Below are 17055 nucleotides of genomic sequence, written 5' to 3' on the forward strand. Positions count from 1 at the left end.
CTCAGGGCCGGAGGCTGCTGACGATGTCCGCCGTCGCCGTGAGGCCGCTGTGGATGGTCGGGGCGATGCTCGTACTGGCCATGTAGAAGCCGAGCAGTGCGCACACCAGTGCGTGCGAGACCTTCAGCCCGCCGTTGCGCAGGAAGATCACCGCCAGGAGCAGCAGCAACATCACCACAGAGATGGAAATCGCCATCGTCGGCCTCCTCCGCCACGCCAGTACGCCCGGTTCACGGCGTTCGGCCGCAAGTGTGGCGTAGCGGAGGGTTCGTCCGGGCGGCTGACCTGTCCGCCGAACGTGTGGTGTCTACGCCGGCCGGTGAGCGTCCAGGAAGGCTTCGAGGCCGGCGAGGTCGTCGGTGTTGAGGTGGTCGACGTCGGCGGCGAGCAGCTCGCCCCACAGCGCGTCACGCGCGGGACCCGCCAGATCCGGCGTGGCCCAGAAGCGCACCTTCTGCCCACGCGCATGGGCGGCCCGGACGATGCCGCGCAGCTTCTGCCGCTCGACGTCGGGGAAGGCCCCCACGCCCTGCCAGGTGAAGTTGAGCGTCCAGTTGTCGCTGATCAGCGAGATGAGGGAGGCGGGCGCCGAACTGCCGAGGTCGGCGAGGCGACCGTCGTAGAAGGCCCGTCGTACGGTCTGCGCCTCCATGGGCGCACGGGCGGCTCGGTCGCCGGAGATGACGGCGGTGACCGGGCCGGGCAGGACACGGCCGTGGGCGTACGTGGTGAACAGGTGCTTGTAGCGCCGCAGATGCCGGTCCAGTTCGAGGTACGTCGAGGAGCCCTCGGTCTTGATGTCGATGAGCAGCTGGAGGGGCTTGCGGTGGCCCCGGTACACCGAGCCGTGGTTGGCCCTCACCTGGGCGGCCAGCGGGTCGAGGTAGAGGGACTCCAGGGTGCGGGTCGGGTCGAGGTCGTCCGCGGTGTGGCCGATGAGGAGCTGGTCGCCGACGAGGAAGATGTCGGCCTCGACGCTGCCGAAGCGGTGGTCGAGGGCGTCGAGGAGGGGGCGGGGGTGCTCGTAGTCGTTGTGGGCGTGGGCCCGCCACAACGGCCGCGGGCGGTGCTTGTGTTCACCCGCGAACGCGTCGGTGGCGGGCAGGGCGACGGCGCCCGCGAGGGCGGCGCCGAGGGTGGTGAGGGCTCTGCGGCGGGTGGTGAGGGCCATGCCTGCCTCCCTTTGAGGGCGGTACGGGACACCGGCGAGTATGGGGTCGCCGGTCCCTCAAAGGGCATGCTCGTGACAGGAGTTGGCCGGACTGCCGCCGTCTGTTCATCGCCTCCGCGCGGGGCGCACGAAAAAGCCCGCCCCAGGTGGGACGGGCTTTTCCTGGTGAACGTCAGGGGGCCTGGAGGTCCACGAGTTCGGCCAGTGCGGCACGGTGGGCGCCCGCGGTGCCGTAGGCGATGGAGTCGGCCTTCGCCCGCTTGAGGTACAGGTGGATCGGGTGCTCCCACGTCATACCGATGCCGGCGTGCAGCTGCAGGGCCTCCTCGGCGGCGTGCACGGCGACGGAGGCGGCGTAGGCCTGAGCGACGGCGACCGCCACATCGGCCTCCTCACCGGTCGCCAGCGCGTCGGCCGCGTTGCGGGCCGCGGCGCGCAGGTTGACGACCTCCAGCCACAGCTGGGCGAGCCGGTGCTTGAGTGCCTGGAACCCGCCGACGGACCGGTTGAACTGCTTGCGTTCCTTCAGGTAGCGCACGGTCTCGGTCAACGTCCATTCGGCTAGCCCGAGTTGCTCGGAGGCGAGCAGCCCGGCACCGGACCGCAACGCCCGCCGTACGGCGGGTTCGGCGTCGCCCAGGAGACGACCGGGCGCACCGTCCAGGGTCACGGTCGCGAGCGGCCGGGTCAGGTCCAGGGACACCTGCGGAGTGACGGTCGCGCTGGAAGCGTCCACCGCGTACAGCCCGCCGTCGTCCGCCGGAATCAGCAGCACATCGGCGGCCACGGCGTCCGCGATGCCGGTCAACTCCCCGTGCAGGGAGCCGTCTTCATGGCGTACGACCTTGTAGGCGCCGCCCGCGGCGACGTGCAGCGAGACGGCGAGGGCGCCGATCCTCCGTCCCGACGCCAGCTCGGCCAGCAGGTCCTCGGTGCCACAGGCCAGCAGCGCCTCGGTCGCGACGACGGCGCTGGTGAGGTACGGCACCGGGGCGACCGCGCGCCCCAACTCCTCCATCACGACAGCGACTTCGCGGTGCGTGGCACCCTGGCCGCCCTGCGCCTCCGGCACCAGGAGTCCGGCGAGGCCCATGCCGTCCGCGAGGGCCTTCCAGGCCGCCATGTCATGCGGGGCGTCGGACTCGGTGCGGGCGATGACGCCGGGGGCGTCGCAGTGGTCGGCGAGCAGGTCCCGTACGGCGGACCGCAGCGCGTCTTCCTCCTCCGAGTACAGCAGGTCGGTCATCGGGCCAGGTCCTTCCAGGCGACGTCCTTGTCGGTGCGCGGTTCCGAGGGCAGGCCCAGGACGCGCTCGGCGACGATGTTCAGCAGGACCTCGCTGGTCCCGCCCTCGATGCTGTTGCCCTTGGAGCGGAGGTAGCGGTAGCCGGCGTCCCGGCCGGTGAAGTCCACCAGCTCGGGCCGGCGCATGGTCCAGTCGTCGTACAACAGGCCTTCCTCGCCGCGGAGTTCCACCTCCAGGCCGCTGATCTCCTGGTTGAGGCGGGCGAAGGCGAGCTTCATGCCGGCGCCCTCGGGCCCGGGCTGGCCCAGGGCGAGCTGCTGGCGCAGGCGTTCGCCGGTGAGACGGGCGACCTCGGCCTCGACCCACAGCTTCAGCAGGCGCTGGTGCAGATCGTGGGTGCGCAGTTCGGGGCGCTCGCGCCAGGTCTTGGAGACCGGGCCGATCATGCCTCCTTCGCGGGGCAGCCGCATACCGCCGATGGCGACGCGCTCGTTGTTGAGCGTGGTCTGCGCGACCCGCCAGCCGTCGCCGATCTCGCCGAGGCGGCGGGAGTCGGGGATGCGGACGTCGGTGAGGAAGACCTCGTTGAACTCGGCCTCGCCGGTGATCTGGCGCAGCGGCCGCACATCGACGCCGGGGTCGGTCATGTCGCACAGGAAGTACGTGATGCCCGCGTGCTTGGGCACGTCCGGGTCGGTGCGGGCGATGAGGATGGCCCAGCGGGCGTTGTGCGCGCTGGACGTCCACACCTTCTGGCCGTTCACCACCCACCCGTCGCCCTCCTGGACGGCCCGCGTACCGAGTCCGGCCAGGTCGGAGCCGGCGCCGGGCTCGCTGAAGAGCTGGCACCAGACCTCCTCACCGGTCCACAGGGGGCGCAGGAAGCGCTGCTTCTGCTCGTCGGTGCCGTACTTGAGGATGGTCGGCGCGGCCATGCCGAGGCCGATGCCGTTGCGCCGCGGATCGTTGTCGGGGGCGCCCGCGGCCTCCAGCTCGGCGTCCACGACGGCCTGGAGGGAGCGCGCGGCGCCGAGGCCGCCGAGGCCCTCGGGGTAGTGCACCCATGCGAGGCCGGCGTCGAAGCGGGCCCTCAGGAAGTCGAGGCGGTCCGTGGTGGCCGGCGGGTGTGCGGCCAGCAACTGCGCTGTGCGGCGCTTGAGTTCGGCTGCGTCGGTCATGCGGCGGCTCCGTTCCGGAGAGACGGGACGACGGCGACCCGGCCGGTCGTGACCCCGTCACCGACCCGCTGGACCGCGGCCGCGGCCTCGCTCAGCGGCACCCGCTCGCTGACCAGCGGCTTGATGGCGCCCCGGGCGGCGAGTTCGGTGAGCTGCTCGTGGCAGTGCTGGATCAGCTTCGGGTTCTTGGTGTTGTACAGGCCCCAGTGCAGGCCGAGGATCGCGTAGTTCTTCACCAGCGCGTGGTTGAGGCCCGGGCTGGGGATGGTCCCGCTGGCGAAGCCGACCACCACGATCCGGCCCTCGAAGGCGACGACCTTGGTGGACTGCGTGTAGGCCTCGCCGCCGACCGGGTCGTAGATGACGTCGGCGCCCCGGCCGCCGGTGGCCTCCTTCACGGCGCCGATGACGTTCTCCGCACGCCGGTCGATCACGACGTCGCAGCCCAGCTCCCGCGCCACCGCGGCCTTGTCGGCACCGCCGACGACACCGATCACGGTGGCTCCGGCCGCCTTCCCGAGCTGCACGGCGGCGCTGCCGACCCCACCGGCGGCGGCGTGGACGAGCAGCGTCTCACCGGCCTCCAGACGGGCCCGCCGGTGCAGACCGAACCAGCCCGTCTGGTACCCGATGTGCAGCGCGGCGGCCTCCGCGTCGTCCAGCGACTCCGGCGCGGGCAGCAGCCCGGCGGCATCGGCGACGGCGTACTCGGCGAAACCGCCGTACGGCAGCGCGGGGTTGGCGAGCACGCGGCGCCCGTCCTCGGTCTCGCCGCAGACCTCCACGCCCGGCGTGAAGGGCAGCGGCGGCTGCACCTGATAGTGGCCGCGGCACATCAGCACATCGGGGAAGTTGATGTTCGCGGCACGCACCTTCAGCAGGACCTGGCCGTCGCCGGGCGTCGGTGTCGCCACCTCCTCGAGGCGCATCACCTCGCTCGGCTCGCCGTTCTCGTGCACTTGCCATGCCTGCATGCGGTGCCTCCACGCGACTGCATCGTCTGACGGGGTCCATCGCATACTAAGCGGTCGCTTGCCCATCAGGGAACAGCCCGCCGCGGAACAGTAGCGGGCATCACGCGGGCGTCACGACCTCCGGGGCTGCGCCCGTACGTGCATCCGCTCCCCCTGCGGACCGAAGAGGCTCAGGAACTCCACCGGCCCCTCCCCCGTCGACCCGAACCAGTGCGGCACGCGCGTGTCGAACTCGACCACCTCCCCGGCCGCGAGCACCACGTCGTGCTCGCCCAGCACCATCCGCAGCCGGCCCGCCAGCACGTACAGCCACTCGTAGCCCTCATGGGTACGCGGCTCGGGCTCCTCCCGGCCCTGTGGCACCAGCACCTTGTACGCCTGGAGGCCGCCGGGCTGCCGGGTGAGCGGCCAGTAGGTGCGCCCGTGCCGCACGAGCGGCTTGGACCGGACCCTCGGATCCCCCACCGGGGGTGTCCCGATCAGCTCGTCCAGCGGCACCTGATGGGCCTGCGCGATCGGCAGCAGCAGCTCCAGGCTGGGCTTGCGCAGGCCGGACTCCAGCCGGGACAAGGTGCTCACGGAGATCCCGGTCGACTCGGAGAGCGCCGCGAGCGTCACCTCCCGGTCCTTCCGGATCCGTCGCAGCCGGGGCCCGACCTCCGCGAGAACGTCATCCGTAGTCATGTCACGTATTGCAGAATCAGCAAAGAAGTTTGTCAATACCGCACCCACGGGACGACCGTGTCGGTATGACGGAGACAAGCGAGACCTACGAAGTGATCGTGATCGGCGGCGGCGCGGCGGGCCTGTCCGCGGCTCTCGTCCTGGGCCGGGCCCGGCGCCGCACCCTCGTCATCGACGCGGGCGAGCCGCGCAACGCGCCCGCCGCGCACATGCAGGGCTATCTGACGCGGGACGGCATGCCGCCCGCCGAGTTCCTGGCGCTCGGCCGGGAGGAGATCGCGCGGTACGGCGTGGAGCTCGTGGAGGACAGCGCGGTGGATGTCACCGCGGACTTCACCGTGACACTGGCGAGCGGCCGCACGGTCCAGGCCCGTCGCCTCGTGATCGCGACCGGCCTCAAGGACGAGCTCCCGCCCGTGCCCGGCGTCGCCGAGCGCTTCGGCCGGGACGTGCTGCACTGTCCGTACTGCCACGGCTGGGAGGTCCGCGACCAGGCCTTCGGCGTGCTCGCGACCACCCCGCTGAGCGTCCACCAGGCGCTGATGGTGTCGCAGTGGTCGAAGGACGTGACGTTCTTCCTGCACGAGCTCCCGGAGACCGACCTGTCGGCCGAGGACCTGCGCAGGCTCGCCGCCGCGAGCGTGAAGGTCGTGCCCGGCGAGGTCGCCGAGCTGGTGGTGGCCGAGGACCGCCTCACGGCCGTACGACTGAAGGACGGCAAGACGTTCGCGCGCGAGATCGTCTTCACCGCCCCCCGGGCCGTCCCCCAGACGGATCTCCTCGCGCGGCTCGGCGCGAAGCTGAACGAGACCCCCTTCGGTTCGTACCCCGTCGTCGACCCGACCGGCCAGACGACCGTGCCCGGCGTCTGGGCCGTCGGCAACGCGATGGGCTTCGGGGAACAGGTGATCAACGCGGCGGCGGGCGGTTACCGTGCCGGAGCCACGATCAACGGCGACCTGCTCATGGCGGACCTCGACGCAACGCCCTAGGGGCGCGAGGCTGTGTCGATCAGCGGCTCCGCCGCGGGGCGCGACCAGCCACAACGAGCCCGCGGACGAAACGCAACCCATCACTCGGCGTGTAATCCGGCAAAGCGTGTCGCACCCTGGATGCATGCTGCTTGCCCGGCTGGCCCAGGTGTCCCAGGAGGTCGCCGCGACCTCGGCGCGCTCGAAGAAGATCGCGCTGCTCGCCGAGCTGTTCCGGGAGGCCGAGCCGGACGACGTACCGGTCGTCATCCCGTATCTGGCGGGACGGCTGCCGCAGGGGCGGCTCGGGGTGGGCTGGAAGGTGCTGAGCCGCCCGGTCGCCCCGGCCGCCGCGCCGAGCCTGGCCGTCCGTGACGTGGACGCCCTGTTCACCGAGCTGGGCAAGGTCTCGGGCACCGGCTCGCAGGCCGAACGGGCGCGGCTGGTCGGGGAGTTGATGGGCGCGGCCACCGAGGACGAGCAGCGGTTCCTGTTCGGGCTGATCAGCGGCGAGGTACGGCAGGGCGCGCTGGACGCGGTCGCCACGGAGGGGCTCGCGCAGGCGACGCAGGCACCACCGGCCGACGTCCGCCGGGCGGTGATGCTCGCGGGTTCCCTCCAGAGGGTCGCCGAGGCCCTGCTCGCGGACGGCCCCGCCGCCCTGGACCGCTTCCGGCTCACCGTCGGCCGCCCGGTCCTGCCGATGCTGGCGCACAGCGCGTCCTCGGTGGCCGAGGCGGTCGAGAAGCTGGGCGCGTGCGTGGTCGAGGAGAAGCTGGACGGCATCCGTGTCCAGGTGCACCGCAGCGGCGACGACGTACGCATCTACACCCGCACCCTCGACGAGATCACCGACCGACTGCCCGAACTGGCGGCTGCCGCCCTGGAGTTGAGGGGCGGGCGTTTCATTCTGGACGGGGAGGTCATCTCCTTCGACGCGCAAGGGCGACCGCGTTCCTTCCAGGAGACGGCCGGCCGCGTCGGCTCCCGGGTGGACGTGACGACGGCCGCCGCCGAGGTCCCCGTCTCCCCCGTCTTCTTCGACGCCCTGTCCGTCGACGACCGCGACCTGCTGGACCTCCCCTTCGTCGAGCGGCACGCGGAGCTGGCACGGCTGGTCCCCGAGCCGATGCGGGTGCGCCGGACATTGGTGTCCGGTCCGGAGGACGTCGGCGCGGCCGAGGCCTTCCTCGCCGAGACGCTGGAGCGCGGCCACGAGGGGGCGGTGGTGAAGTCCCTCGACGCCCCGTACAGCGCGGGCCGCCGGGGCGCGTCCTGGCTGAAGGTCAAGCCCGTGCACACGCTCGACCTGGTCGTCCTGGCGGCCGAGTGGGGCCACGGCCGCCGCACCGGCAGGCTCTCCAACCTCCACCTCGGCGCCCGCACCGCCGACGGCGGCTTCGCGATGCTCGGCAAGACCTTCAAGGGCATGACCGACGCGATGCTGACCTGGCAGACCGAGCGGCTCCAGGAGCTGGCCGTCGACACCGACGGCTACGTAGTGACCGTACGCCCCGAACTCGTCGTGGAGATCGCCTACGACGGTCTCCAGAGGTCCACCCGCTACCCGGCCGGTGTCACGCTCCGTTTCGCCCGCGTGGTCCGCTACCGGGAGGACAAACGGCCGGAGGAGGCCGACACGGTGGAGACGCTGCTGGCCGCACACCCTGGAATGAAGCCGTGAAGCATCCCGAGGTGAGGCCGTGAGGACGAGCGCCGGCCTGCTGTTGTTCCGGCACACCGACGACGGCCTCGAGGTGTTGCTGGGCCATATGGGCGGCCCGTTTTTCTCGCGCCGCGACGCCGGGGCCTGGACCGTCCCGAAGGGCGAGTACGTAGCCGACGAGGAACCGGCCTGGGACGCCGCCCGGCGCGAGTTCCAGGAGGAGCTCGGCCTGCCGCCGCCCGCCGGGGAGGCCCTGGCCCTCGGCGAGGTGAAACAGACCAACGGCAAGGTCGTCACGGCGTGGGCGATCGAGGCGGACCTCGATCCGGCGACCGTCGTGCCGGGCACCTTCCGGATGGAGTGGCCGCCGAAGTCGGGCCAGGAGCAGGAGTTCCCCGAACTGGACCGCGTCGAGTGGTTCGCCCTGGACCGGGCCCGGACCGTGATCGTCAAGGCGCAGACCACGTTTCTCGACCGGCTGGCGGAGCACTCGCCCTGACACGTTGCGGCGGGCGCCGCCGCGCGGGAAGGTCGGAACACAGTCCGCTGCCCAGGAGGTCGGCCATGCCCATCGCGACGGTGAACCCGGCGAACGGCGAGACGCTCAAGACATACGAGGCCATGGGCCCCGAGGAGATCGAGCGCAGGCTCCAGCTCGCGGAGGCCACGTTCCGCACCTATCGGACGACGCCCTTCGCCGAACGCGCCCGTCTGCTGCACCGGGCCGCCGGTCTGCTCGACGAGATCCAGCCGGAGATCGCCCGGGTCATGACCACCGAGATGGGCAAGCCGGTCAAGCAGGCCCGCGCGGAGGCCGCCAAGTGCGCCAAGGCGATGCGCTGGTACGCCGAGCACGCCGAGTCGCTGCTGGCCGACGAGGAGCCGGCCGACGACGACGTCAAGGACTCGGGCGCGTCCCGGGCCCACGTGCGCTACCGCCCACTGGGCCCGGTGCTCGCGGTGATGCCGTGGAACTTCCCGCTCTGGCAGGTGATCCGGTTCGCCGCGCCCGCGCTCATGGCCGGCAACGTCGGTCTCCTCAAGCACGCCTCCAACGTCCCCCAGACCGCCCTCTTCCTGGAGGACCTCTTCCACCAGGCGGGCTACTCGGAGGGCACCTTCCAGACCCTCCTCATCGGCTCCGGCGAGGTCGAGGAGATCCTGCGCGACGAACGCGTCAAGGCGGCCACGCTCACCGGCAGCGAGCCCGCCGGACGGGCGGTCGCGTCGGTGTGCGGGGACATGGTGAAGAAGACCGTGCTGGAGCTCGGCGGCAGCGACCCGTACGTGGTCATGCCGTCCGCCGACATCGACCGGGCCGCGCAGATCGCGGTCACGGCGCGTGTCCAGAACAACGGGCAGTCCTGCATCGCCGCCAAGCGGTTCATCGTCCACACGGACGTGTACGACGCCTTCGCCGAACGGTTCGTCGAGGGCATGAAGGCGCTGAAGGTCGGCGATCCGCTGGAGGAGGAGACGGACGTCGGTCCGCTGTCGAGCGAGCAGGGGCGGGCGGACCTGGAGGAGCTGGTCGACGACGCCAGGCGCAGTGGCGCGAGCGTGCTGTGTGGCGGAGAGCGGCCCGACGGGGACGGCTGGTACTACCCGCCGACCGTGCTCGCCGACATCACCCGCGAGATGCGGATCCACCGCGAGGAGGCCTTCGGGCCGGTCGCCACGCTGTACCGCGCGGGCGACCTCGACGAGGCCGTGCTCATCGCCAACGACTCACCGTTCGGGCTGAGTTCGAACGTGTGGACCCGGGACGAGGCCGAGGTCGACCGGTTCGTACGGGATCTGGAGGCGGGCGGCGTGTTCTTCAACGGCATGACCGCCTCCCATCCGGCGTTCCCGTTCGGCGGGGTGAAGCGGTCCGGGTACGGGCGTGAGCTGTCCGGGCACGGAATCCGCGAGTTCTGCAACATCACGACGGTTTGGCACGGAGCGTGACACTTGCGCAGCTACGATCCCGGGTGTGAACCGTGAAGTGACTCTGCCTCTGATCGTCGATGACCGGGGCACCTTGCAGGTGTCCGCGGCCGATGTGAGCAAGCTGCTCCGCACGGTTGGCGGACGATGGCTGCACTTGGTCGAGGCCGGTGAGGAAGGGCTGGACGAGGATACGGTTGCCACACTGACGATCGAGCTTGCGAAGCTTGCCGACCGTATTGATGTGGCGTGCATTGCGCACAGCAGCGGAAGCGCGCCGTAGGGGTTCCTGTTTCGTTGCCGAGTGCGGGTTGTCCGTGGTTGCTCGCGCAGTTCCCCGCGCCCCTTTGGGGCGCGTCCAGTGGTCGCGCGTTTGGAGTAGTCCCGCGCGAAGTCGTCGGACTCTCAGGTGATCGTGGACTGGACCACCTCCTGAGGTGAAGGCAGGCACGGTTCATGGCGACGTTGTGCAGATCCTCGGTGTCCGTCCCGGAGTATGTGATCACGATGGAGGAGACGCTGGAGCTGGCTCGCTCCCGGCACTCCGACCATCCCCAACTGGCTCTGGCCCTCCGGCTGATCGAGAACACCGGGGTGCGCACCCGCCACGTCGTGCAGCCCATCGAGGAGACGCTGAAGCACCCGGGCTTCGAGGAGCGCAACAAGGTCTACGTGGCCGAGGCGAAGGCGCGGGTGCCCGCCGTGGTGCAGCGGGCGCTCGACGACGCCGAGCTTCTGACCAGCGACATCGATGTCATCATCTACGTGTCCTGCACGGGCTTCATGATGCCCTCGCTGACGGCCTGGCTGATCAACGAGATGGGCTTCGAGAGCACCACCCGGCAGCTCCCCATAGCCCAGCTGGGCTGCGCGGCCGGCGGGGCCGCGATCAACCGGGCGCACGACTTCTGCACGACCTACCCCGAGGCCAACGCCCTCATCGTGGCCTGTGAGTTCTGCTCGCTGTGCTACCAGCCCACCGACCTCGGCATCGGGAACCTGCTCTCCAACGGACTGTTCGGGGACGGGATCGCCGCCGCCGTGGTGCGCGGACGGGGCGGCGAGGGGATCTCGCTGGAGCGCAACGGGTCGTATCTGATCCCCAAGACCGAGGAGTGGATCATGTACGACGTCCGGGCCACCGGATTCCACTTCCAGCTGGACAAGCGGGTGCCGACCACCATGGAGCCGCTCGCGCCCGCGCTCCGGGACCTCGCGGGGCTGCACGGCTGGGACGCCGCCGACCTGGACTTCTACATCGTCCACGCGGGCGGACCCCGCATACTCGACGACCTCAGCAAGTTCCTTCAGGTCGACCCGGACGCCTTCCGCTTCAGCCGGGCCACCCTCACCGAGTACGGCAACATCGCCAGCGCCGTCGTACTGGACGCGCTGCGCCGGCTGTTCGACGAGGGCGGTGCGCACGACCGGGCGCGCGGGCTGCTCGCCGGGTTCGGCGGCATCACCGCGGAAATGGCCCTGGGCCGCTGGCAGCGCTACGCAGAGACGGCATGAGATGACCGAAGAGACGATCACCGAGATCCTGCCCCCCATCCGGCACTGGCCCGCGCTCGACCTGAACGGCGTGGACTTCGACCCGGTGCTCACCGAGCTGATGCGCGAGGGCCCCGTCACCCGGATCCAGCTGCCCAACGGCGAGGGCTGGGCCTGGCTGGTCACCCGGTACGAGGACGTACGGATGGTGACCAACGACCCCCGCTTCAGCCGTGAGGCCGTCATGGACCAGCCCGAGGTCACCCGGCTCGCCCCGCACTTCATCCCGGCCCGCGGCGCGGTGGGCTTCCTGGATCCGCCGGACCACACCCGGCTGCGGCGCTCGGTGGCCGCCGCGTTCACCGCGAAGGGCGTGGAGCGGATCCGCGAGAAGTCCCGGCGGATGCTGGACGAGCTGGTCGACGAACTGCTGCAGGACGGCCCGCCGGCCGATCTGACCGCCACCGTCCTGACGCCGTTCCCCATCGCGGTGATCTGCGAGCTGATGGGCGTCCCGGCCGCCGACCGGCACGGCATGCACACCTGGACCCAGCTGATCCTGTCCTCCTCGCACGGCAAGAACGTCAGCGAGAAGGCCAGGAACGAGATGGGCGCCTACTTCGCCGACCTCATCGGGCTCCGGGAGGGCAGCACCGGCGAGGACGTGGCGTCCCTGCTCGGGGCGGCCGTGGGACGCGGCGAGGTGACCCTGGAGGAGGCGGTTGGCCTCGCGGTCCTGCTCCAGATCGGCGGCGAGGCGGTGACCAACAACAGCGGCCAGATGTTCTACCTGCTGCTCACCCGCCCGGACCTCGCCGACCGGCTGCGCACCGAGCCGGACATCCGCCCCCAGGCCATCGACGAACTGCTGCGCTACATCCCGCACCGCAACGCGGTCGGTCTGTCCCGGATCGCCCTGGAGGACGTCGGGATCCGGGGCGTACGGATCCGGGCGGGCGACGCGGTCTACGTGTCGTACCTGTCCGCGAACCGCGACCCGAGTGTCTTCCCCTACCCGGAGACGATCGACTTCTCCCGCAGCCCCAACCCCCATGTGTCCTTCGGCTTCGGCCCGCACTACTGCCCCGGCGGCATGCTGGCCCGGCTGGAGTCCGAGCTGCTGGTCGACGCTCTGCTGGACCGTGTTCCGGGTCTGAGGCTGGCGGTGCCACGGGAGCAGGTCCCCTTCAAGAAGGGCGCGCTGATCCGTGGTCCCGAGGCCCTTCCGGTGACGTGGTGACGGCTACCGAAGGGCTCCTGGTGCCGCCGGGGCACGGCCGGGTCGTCCGGACCCCGGCCCAGCACGTGACCTTCAAGGTGACGGGCTCGCACTCCCGGGCGGCGTCCACCTTCGAGGTGATCGTGCCGCCCGGCTTCGATGTGGGTGCCCATGTGCACACCCGCAGCGAGGAGTTGTTCTACGTCCTCGAGGGCGAGCTGGACGTCCTCGCCTTCGAGCCGCGGATCCGCACCTCCGACAACTGGCAGCGCTGGGAGTCGAGTTCGGGCGGTCGGGTGGTACGCGCGACGCCGGGGACGGTCATCGTCGTACCGCCCGGCTGTCCTCACGCGTTCGCGAACCCGACGGACTCCCCCGCCAAGATGTTCTTCCAGGCGTCCCCGCCGCCGGACCACGAGCGGTACTTCGAGGAGCTCCTGGAGATCCTCGGCGACGGGGGTCCGCCGGACGACGCGGCGATCGAGGAACTGCGCGGACGGTACGACATCGAGCAGCTGACGCCGCTGAAACACCGTTGACACGGTGGGAGTTGAAGCTACGATCGGCTCGATGACCATTCACTCCGTTCACAGATTGGGGGACCCGTCCGCGCAAGGTGAGTGCTGATGCTCACTTCGCCCGTGACCGGGGATTCCCGCCTTTCCTTCTGGCTGCGCGTGCGCGAGTTCGCCGTGCCGCCCTCCATGATCGAGACCGCGACCGCTCGTCGCCGCGCCGGTGACTGGGGCGGGGCCTGTGCCGCCGCGGGTTTCGATGTCGATCTCCAGCTGCGTTCCGTGGCGCGTGTCCATGGCGCGGAGCTCGCCGCCCGGGTCCGGGCCGATCTCCGGCATCTGGCTCCCGACCTGCTGCGCTGGCACATGCCGAGGATCGCTCCCGACGGGCTGTTGCGCCCGGGCGTGACCCTCACGCTGGCCCGCTACGACAGTGACGGCAAGCGGCCGGTGCACCTCGTGGTGCGGACCCCGCCCGCCTGGGCGGATTCCGGGCAGCGGATCAGTCTCGCGCTGTGGGACGGATCGTCCGGCTCCGGAGCCGGTGGCGGCCGCCATCCGCATCCCCCGCCCCACCGGCGGTACCGGCTCGACCTGCACCGTCACCTGTGGGACGCGCGCAGGGCCGATGAGCTGCGCGTCCGCTCAGGCGTCGACGACCCTCCCGTCACGGATCCGGCTGTCCTGGCGCTGGTGCCGCAGCGCCGCTGTGCCGTCGACCGGTGGGCGGCCGAGGCCGCGATCCTGCTCCGCGCCGAGGGCCGGTCCGACGGTCGCGTGGGCGTGCGGTGCGGAGCCCGGCATCGGCTGGTCCTGGACCTGGTCGCGAACCGGGACGGGCCGCCGACGATGCGGATCACCGAGGCGTCCGCATCTGGCGGCGCCTCCGCGCTGCCGCTCCTGCCCGACGCGGCGACCTGGGTGCTGCCCGACCTGGAGCTGCTCCGCACCGGTGCCATCGAGGCCGACCGGCTGCATCCGCTGGTCGCCGCCGCCCTCGTACCGGGATATGTGCCGGATGCCGCGGCTGCGGTGCCGGATCCGGCGGGACAGCCTCGGCTCGTCGACTGCCGGGGCGCCCTGCACCGGATCGGCCTGGTCGACGGGGTGCTGGCCCCGCTGGACCACGATCCGGCCGAGGTCCGGCGGGAGGAACTGCTGGCCGCGCTGAGCGGCACGCCGCTGCCCTGTCTGCGGGTCATCGACGAGACGCACCGGCATCCGGAGTGCCTCGACGACGTCCGAGAACGCCTCGCCCACGGGGACGTCTCCGGTGCGCTGGCCGTCGTGGAGGGGCTGCTCGGCCCTGACGCGGTGCTGCGCGGCGGTGCGCTGCGGGACGAGCTGGAGGCGGCCGCACAACAGCGGATCGTGTACGGGCTGTTCAGGGCCGACCTCATCGGCCCCGGACCCCGTCGCCTCCCCCGGGCCGAGCCTCGTCCGCGCGCCCATCGCTCGCGCCCGCGCCTCACCACCCGCGGCTGACCGCCGCACCCCCTTCCTCGCACTTCTCTCTGCCACCAAAGGTGATGACATATGCCCACTTGTACTTCTGTCTCCCAACTCGACGTCGCCGGCGACCTGTTGACCCTGCTCCGCGACACCACCACCGAGCCGCGCCCGGACATCCAGCTGGAGGCCCTGACCCTGGCCGTGGCCGCGGATCTGCCCGTGCTGTTGTGGGGCGAGCCCGGCATCGGCAAGACCGCGGCCCTGACCCAGCTCGCCACGGCCCTGGAGCTGCCGCTGACCACGGTGATCGCCAGCGTGCACGAGCCTTCCGACTTCTCGGGGCTGCCCGTCGTAGGCGACGACCCCGCGGAACAGGGCGTCCCGATGGCCCCGCCGGACTGGGCCGTACGCCTGGTCCGGGCCGGCCGGGGCCTGCTGTTCCTGGACGAGCTGTCCACCGCGCCGCCGGCCGTGCAGGCCGCCCTGCTCCGGCTCGTGCTGGAACGGCGGATCGGCGCCCTCCGGCTGCCGCCCGGGGTCCGGATCGTGGCCGCCGCCAACCCGCGGTCCTCGGCGGCCGACGGCTGGGAGCTGAGCCCGCCGCTGGCCAACCGGTTCGTCCATCTGCAGTGGACCCACGACCACGAGGTCGTCGTACGCGGTCTCGGCGGGACCTGGCCCCGGGCGACTCTGCCGCGACTCGCCCCGGAGAAGCTGCCGGAGGCCGTGGACTTCGCACGGCGTGCGGTGTGCGGGCTCCTCACCGCCCGCCCCGGGCTCGTGCACCGGCTGCCCAACAGCGAGACCCGCCGGGGCGGCCCCTGGCCCTCGCCCCGCAGCTGGGACATGACGCTGAGCCTGATCGCCTTCGCGACCGCGGCCGGCTCCTCCCGGGATGTGCTGTCCCTGCTGGTCCGGGGGACCGTGGGGGACGGGCCGGGGCTCGAACTGCTGGCGAGCATCGACCGGATGGATCTGCCCGACCCCGAGCTGCTGCTCGCCGATCCGACGGGGGCCGTGCTGCCCGAGCGGGGTGATCTGCGGCAGGCCGCGCTCGACGGGGTGGTGGCGGCGGTCCGCGCACGTCCGGACCGGGCCCGCTGGGACGCCGCGTGGGCGCTGCTGGTCCGGGCGGTGGAGACCGGGGCGCCCGACCTGGTGGTCGTGCCCGCGAGCACGCTCGCCTCGCTGCGGCAGGAGGACTGGGACGTGCCTCCGTCGATCGAGCAGCTCGCCGGGGTGGTGACCCTGTCCCGGCGGGCCGACGAGGCTGCGTCGCGCGCCAAGGCCGCGGTGAGGGCGGGCCGTTGAGCGGGGACGCGCGCGGGGCGCTGGATCTCGACAAGCTCTTCGCGGCCCGGCTGCAGGCCGCGCGGGCCCGGCCCTATCTCGCGACGGCCCTGTTCGCCCTGCACACCGTCGAGTCAGCAAGGGTGCCGACCATGGCCGTCGACCGGCACTGGCGGTGCTATGTCTCACCGGGGTTCGTGGACCGGACGCCCGTCGAGGAGTTGGCCGGGGTGTGGGTGCACGAGGTGTCGCACCTGCTGCGCGACCATCACGGGCGCGGGGACCGGGTGGCACGGGAACGCGGGCTGACCGGAGCCGGGGAACGGCTGCGGATGAACATCGCCGCGGACTGCGAGATCAACGACGACGCCTTCGGCGACGGCCTGGTCCGGCCCGAGGGTGCGGTCCACCCGGAGTCCCTGCGCCTGCCCGCAGGGCAGCTCATGGAGGACTACCTGCGCCAGTTCCGGCTCGGGCCGCTGACGCAGGATCTCTCCTGGCTGGACCGCGGCAGCGGCGCCGACGGACTGGACCGGGAGTGGGACCTGGGGCCGAAGGGCGCGCACGGCCTGAGCGAGCAGGAACGGGACGCGGTCCGGTTCCGGGTGGCCCAGGGCATCACCGCGCGTCCGGGGACGGCCCCGCAGGGCTGGCAGCGGTGGGCGGAGGACGCGTTCCATCCGCCGCAGCGGTGGCGGGAGTTGCTGGGCGCGGCGGTCCGCTCGGCTGCCTCCGGCCCCGGCGTGGGCGAGGACTACACGTACGGCCGCCCTTCGCGGCGCTCGGCCTCCGTGCCCGGCGCCGTGCTGCCGAGCCTGCGGCGCAGACCGCCCCGGGTCTCCGTGGTGATCGACACGTCCGGGTCGGTCAGCGATGCCGAACTGGGCAGTGCGCTGTTGGAGGTCGCCGCCATCGCGCGTGCCGTGGGCGGCCGGCGCGACCTGGTCTCGGTGCTGCCGTGCGACGCGGCGGCCCAGTTCATCCATCCGCTCTGCCGCGGCGAGGGCATCCCGCTGATGGGCGGTGGGGGCACGGATCTGCGTACGGGCTTCGCCAGGGCGCTGCGGGCGCGTCCCAAGCCCGATGTCGTCGTGGTCCTGACCGACGGCCAGACACCCTGGCCGGACACCCGGCCACCGTGCCGGACGGTGGTGGGACTCTTCCCCCGGTCCGCTTCCTGGGACGAGGACGATCCCGACTACGTGCCGGACTCCCCGCCCGACTGGGCCCGGGTGGTGAACATCGGGTAGGGGCGCCGACTGACGT

17 protein-coding genes are annotated in these 17055 nt (G+C 71.8%); 11 read left to right on the top strand and 6 right to left on the bottom strand.

The genetic code is table 11. From position 1 onward, the window contains the following. Position 1: 1 nt before the first annotated feature. From OHU89_RS09085 to OHU89_RS09110, 6 genes are all read right to left on the bottom strand, one after another. Positions 2–196, bottom strand: coding sequence for a hypothetical protein (locus OHU89_RS09085; RefSeq protein ID WP_405641548.1), 195 nt, complete (start codon positions 194–196; stop codon positions 2–4). Between the two features lie 111 nt (positions 197–307). Next, positions 308–1171 (bottom strand): phosphatidylinositol-specific phospholipase C/glycerophosphodiester phosphodiesterase family protein, encoded by an 864-nt coding sequence (locus tag OHU89_RS09090; protein WP_405641550.1) that lies wholly within the window; start codon positions 1169–1171, stop codon positions 308–310. Between the two features lie 172 nt (positions 1172–1343). Further along, positions 1344–2417 (bottom strand): acyl-CoA dehydrogenase family protein, encoded by a 1074-nt coding sequence (locus tag OHU89_RS09095; protein WP_405641552.1) that lies wholly within the window; start codon positions 2415–2417, stop codon positions 1344–1346. Next, complete coding sequence (locus OHU89_RS09100) at positions 2414–3595, bottom strand: acyl-CoA dehydrogenase family protein (RefSeq protein ID WP_405641553.1); 1182 nt, start codon at positions 3593–3595, stop codon at positions 2414–2416. Before OHU89_RS09100 ends, OHU89_RS09095 begins: the two co-directional genes overlap by 4 nt. Further along, entirely contained in the window at positions 3592–4569 is a 978-nt protein-coding gene (locus tag OHU89_RS09105) for an NADPH:quinone oxidoreductase family protein (protein ID WP_405641555.1), read from the bottom strand. Before OHU89_RS09105 ends, OHU89_RS09100 begins: the two co-directional genes overlap by 4 nt. Before the next feature lie 111 nt (positions 4570–4680). Next, a complete protein-coding gene (locus OHU89_RS09110) occupies positions 4681–5253 on the bottom strand; it encodes a helix-turn-helix domain-containing protein (RefSeq protein ID WP_266895560.1) in 573 nt (190 codons plus the stop codon). Between the two features lie 65 nt (positions 5254–5318). Between OHU89_RS09110 and OHU89_RS09115 the strand changes: the two genes are divergently transcribed. From OHU89_RS09115 to OHU89_RS09165, 11 genes are all read left to right on the top strand, one after another. Next, positions 5319–6245, top strand: coding sequence for an NAD(P)/FAD-dependent oxidoreductase (locus OHU89_RS09115; RefSeq protein ID WP_405641558.1), 927 nt, complete (start codon positions 5319–5321; stop codon positions 6243–6245). A gap of 124 nt (positions 6246–6369) precedes the next feature. Next, complete coding sequence (locus tag OHU89_RS09120; protein WP_405641560.1) at positions 6370–7908, top strand: ATP-dependent DNA ligase; 1539 nt, start codon at positions 6370–6372, stop codon at positions 7906–7908. 19 nt (positions 7909–7927) lie between these two features. After that, a complete protein-coding gene (locus OHU89_RS09125) occupies positions 7928–8389 on the top strand; it encodes an NUDIX domain-containing protein (protein WP_405641561.1) in 462 nt (153 codons plus the stop codon). Positions 8390–8454: 65 nt separating this feature from the next. After that, complete coding sequence (locus OHU89_RS09130) at positions 8455–9840, top strand: NADP-dependent succinic semialdehyde dehydrogenase (protein ID WP_405641562.1); 1386 nt, start codon at positions 8455–8457, stop codon at positions 9838–9840. 25 nt (positions 9841–9865) lie between these two features. Continuing rightward, a complete protein-coding gene (locus OHU89_RS09135) occupies positions 9866–10102 on the top strand; it encodes a DUF6213 family protein (RefSeq protein WP_405641564.1) in 237 nt (78 codons plus the stop codon). Between the two features lie 173 nt (positions 10103–10275). Then, positions 10276–11334, top strand: coding sequence for a type III polyketide synthase (locus OHU89_RS09140; protein ID WP_405641566.1), 1059 nt, complete (start codon positions 10276–10278; stop codon positions 11332–11334). 1 nt (position 11335) lies between these two features. Continuing rightward, positions 11336–12553, top strand: a complete 1218-nt coding sequence (locus OHU89_RS09145; RefSeq protein WP_405641568.1) for a cytochrome P450 — start codon at positions 11336–11338, stop codon at positions 12551–12553. Next, a complete protein-coding gene (locus OHU89_RS09150; RefSeq protein WP_405641569.1) occupies positions 12550–13071 on the top strand; it encodes a cupin domain-containing protein in 522 nt (173 codons plus the stop codon). Before OHU89_RS09145 ends, OHU89_RS09150 begins: the two co-directional genes overlap by 4 nt. Before the next feature lie 87 nt (positions 13072–13158). Then, positions 13159–14532 carry a hypothetical protein gene (locus OHU89_RS09155; protein ID WP_405641571.1) on the top strand — a complete coding sequence of 458 codons (1374 nt, stop codon included), beginning with the start codon at positions 13159–13161 and terminating at the stop codon, positions 14530–14532. A 51-nt stretch (positions 14533–14583) separates the two neighbouring features. Continuing rightward, complete coding sequence (locus OHU89_RS09160) at positions 14584–15810, top strand: AAA family ATPase (RefSeq protein WP_405641573.1); 1227 nt, start codon at positions 14584–14586, stop codon at positions 15808–15810. Next, on the top strand, positions 15807–17039 hold the full coding sequence (locus tag OHU89_RS09165; RefSeq protein WP_405641574.1) for a DUF2201 family putative metallopeptidase: 1233 nt from the start codon (positions 15807–15809) through the stop codon (positions 17037–17039). The genes OHU89_RS09160 and OHU89_RS09165 overlap by 4 nt, the downstream gene beginning before the upstream one ends. Positions 17040–17055 lie beyond the last annotated feature (16 nt).

The organism is Streptomyces sp. NBC_00019, assembly GCF_045041015.1.
Classification (GTDB): Bacteria; Actinomycetota; Actinomycetes; order Streptomycetales; family Streptomycetaceae; genus Streptomyces.

Excerpts from the sequence above, each read along its gene's own strand:
- OHU89_RS09145 (WP_405641568.1), top strand. The coding sequence starts at position 11,336 with ATGACCGAAGAGACGATCACCGAGATCCTGCCCCCCATCCGGCACTGG.
- OHU89_RS09085 (WP_405641548.1), bottom strand. The coding sequence starts at position 196 with ATGGCGATTTCCATCTCTGTGGTGATGTTGCTGCTGCTCCTGGCGGTG.
- OHU89_RS09090 (WP_405641550.1), bottom strand. The coding sequence starts at position 1,171 with ATGGCCCTCACCACCCGCCGCAGAGCCCTCACCACCCTCGGCGCCGCC.
- OHU89_RS09160 (WP_405641573.1), top strand. The coding sequence starts at position 14,584 with ATGCCCACTTGTACTTCTGTCTCCCAACTCGACGTCGCCGGCGACCTG.
- OHU89_RS09120 (WP_405641560.1), top strand. The coding sequence starts at position 6,370 with ATGCTGCTTGCCCGGCTGGCCCAGGTGTCCCAGGAGGTCGCCGCGACC.
- OHU89_RS09130 (WP_405641562.1), top strand. The coding sequence starts at position 8,455 with ATGCCCATCGCGACGGTGAACCCGGCGAACGGCGAGACGCTCAAGACA.
- OHU89_RS09095 (WP_405641552.1), bottom strand. The coding sequence starts at position 2,417 with ATGACCGACCTGCTGTACTCGGAGGAGGAAGACGCGCTGCGGTCCGCC.
- OHU89_RS09110 (WP_266895560.1), bottom strand. The coding sequence starts at position 5,253 with ATGACTACGGATGACGTTCTCGCGGAGGTCGGGCCCCGGCTGCGACGG.
- OHU89_RS09115 (WP_405641558.1), top strand. The coding sequence starts at position 5,319 with ATGACGGAGACAAGCGAGACCTACGAAGTGATCGTGATCGGCGGCGGC.
- OHU89_RS09100 (WP_405641553.1), bottom strand. The coding sequence starts at position 3,595 with ATGACCGACGCAGCCGAACTCAAGCGCCGCACAGCGCAGTTGCTGGCC.
- OHU89_RS09140 (WP_405641566.1), top strand. The coding sequence starts at position 10,276 with ATGGCGACGTTGTGCAGATCCTCGGTGTCCGTCCCGGAGTATGTGATC.
- OHU89_RS09105 (WP_405641555.1), bottom strand. The coding sequence starts at position 4,569 with ATGCAGGCATGGCAAGTGCACGAGAACGGCGAGCCGAGCGAGGTGATG.
- OHU89_RS09155 (WP_405641571.1), top strand. The coding sequence starts at position 13,159 with ATGCTCACTTCGCCCGTGACCGGGGATTCCCGCCTTTCCTTCTGGCTG.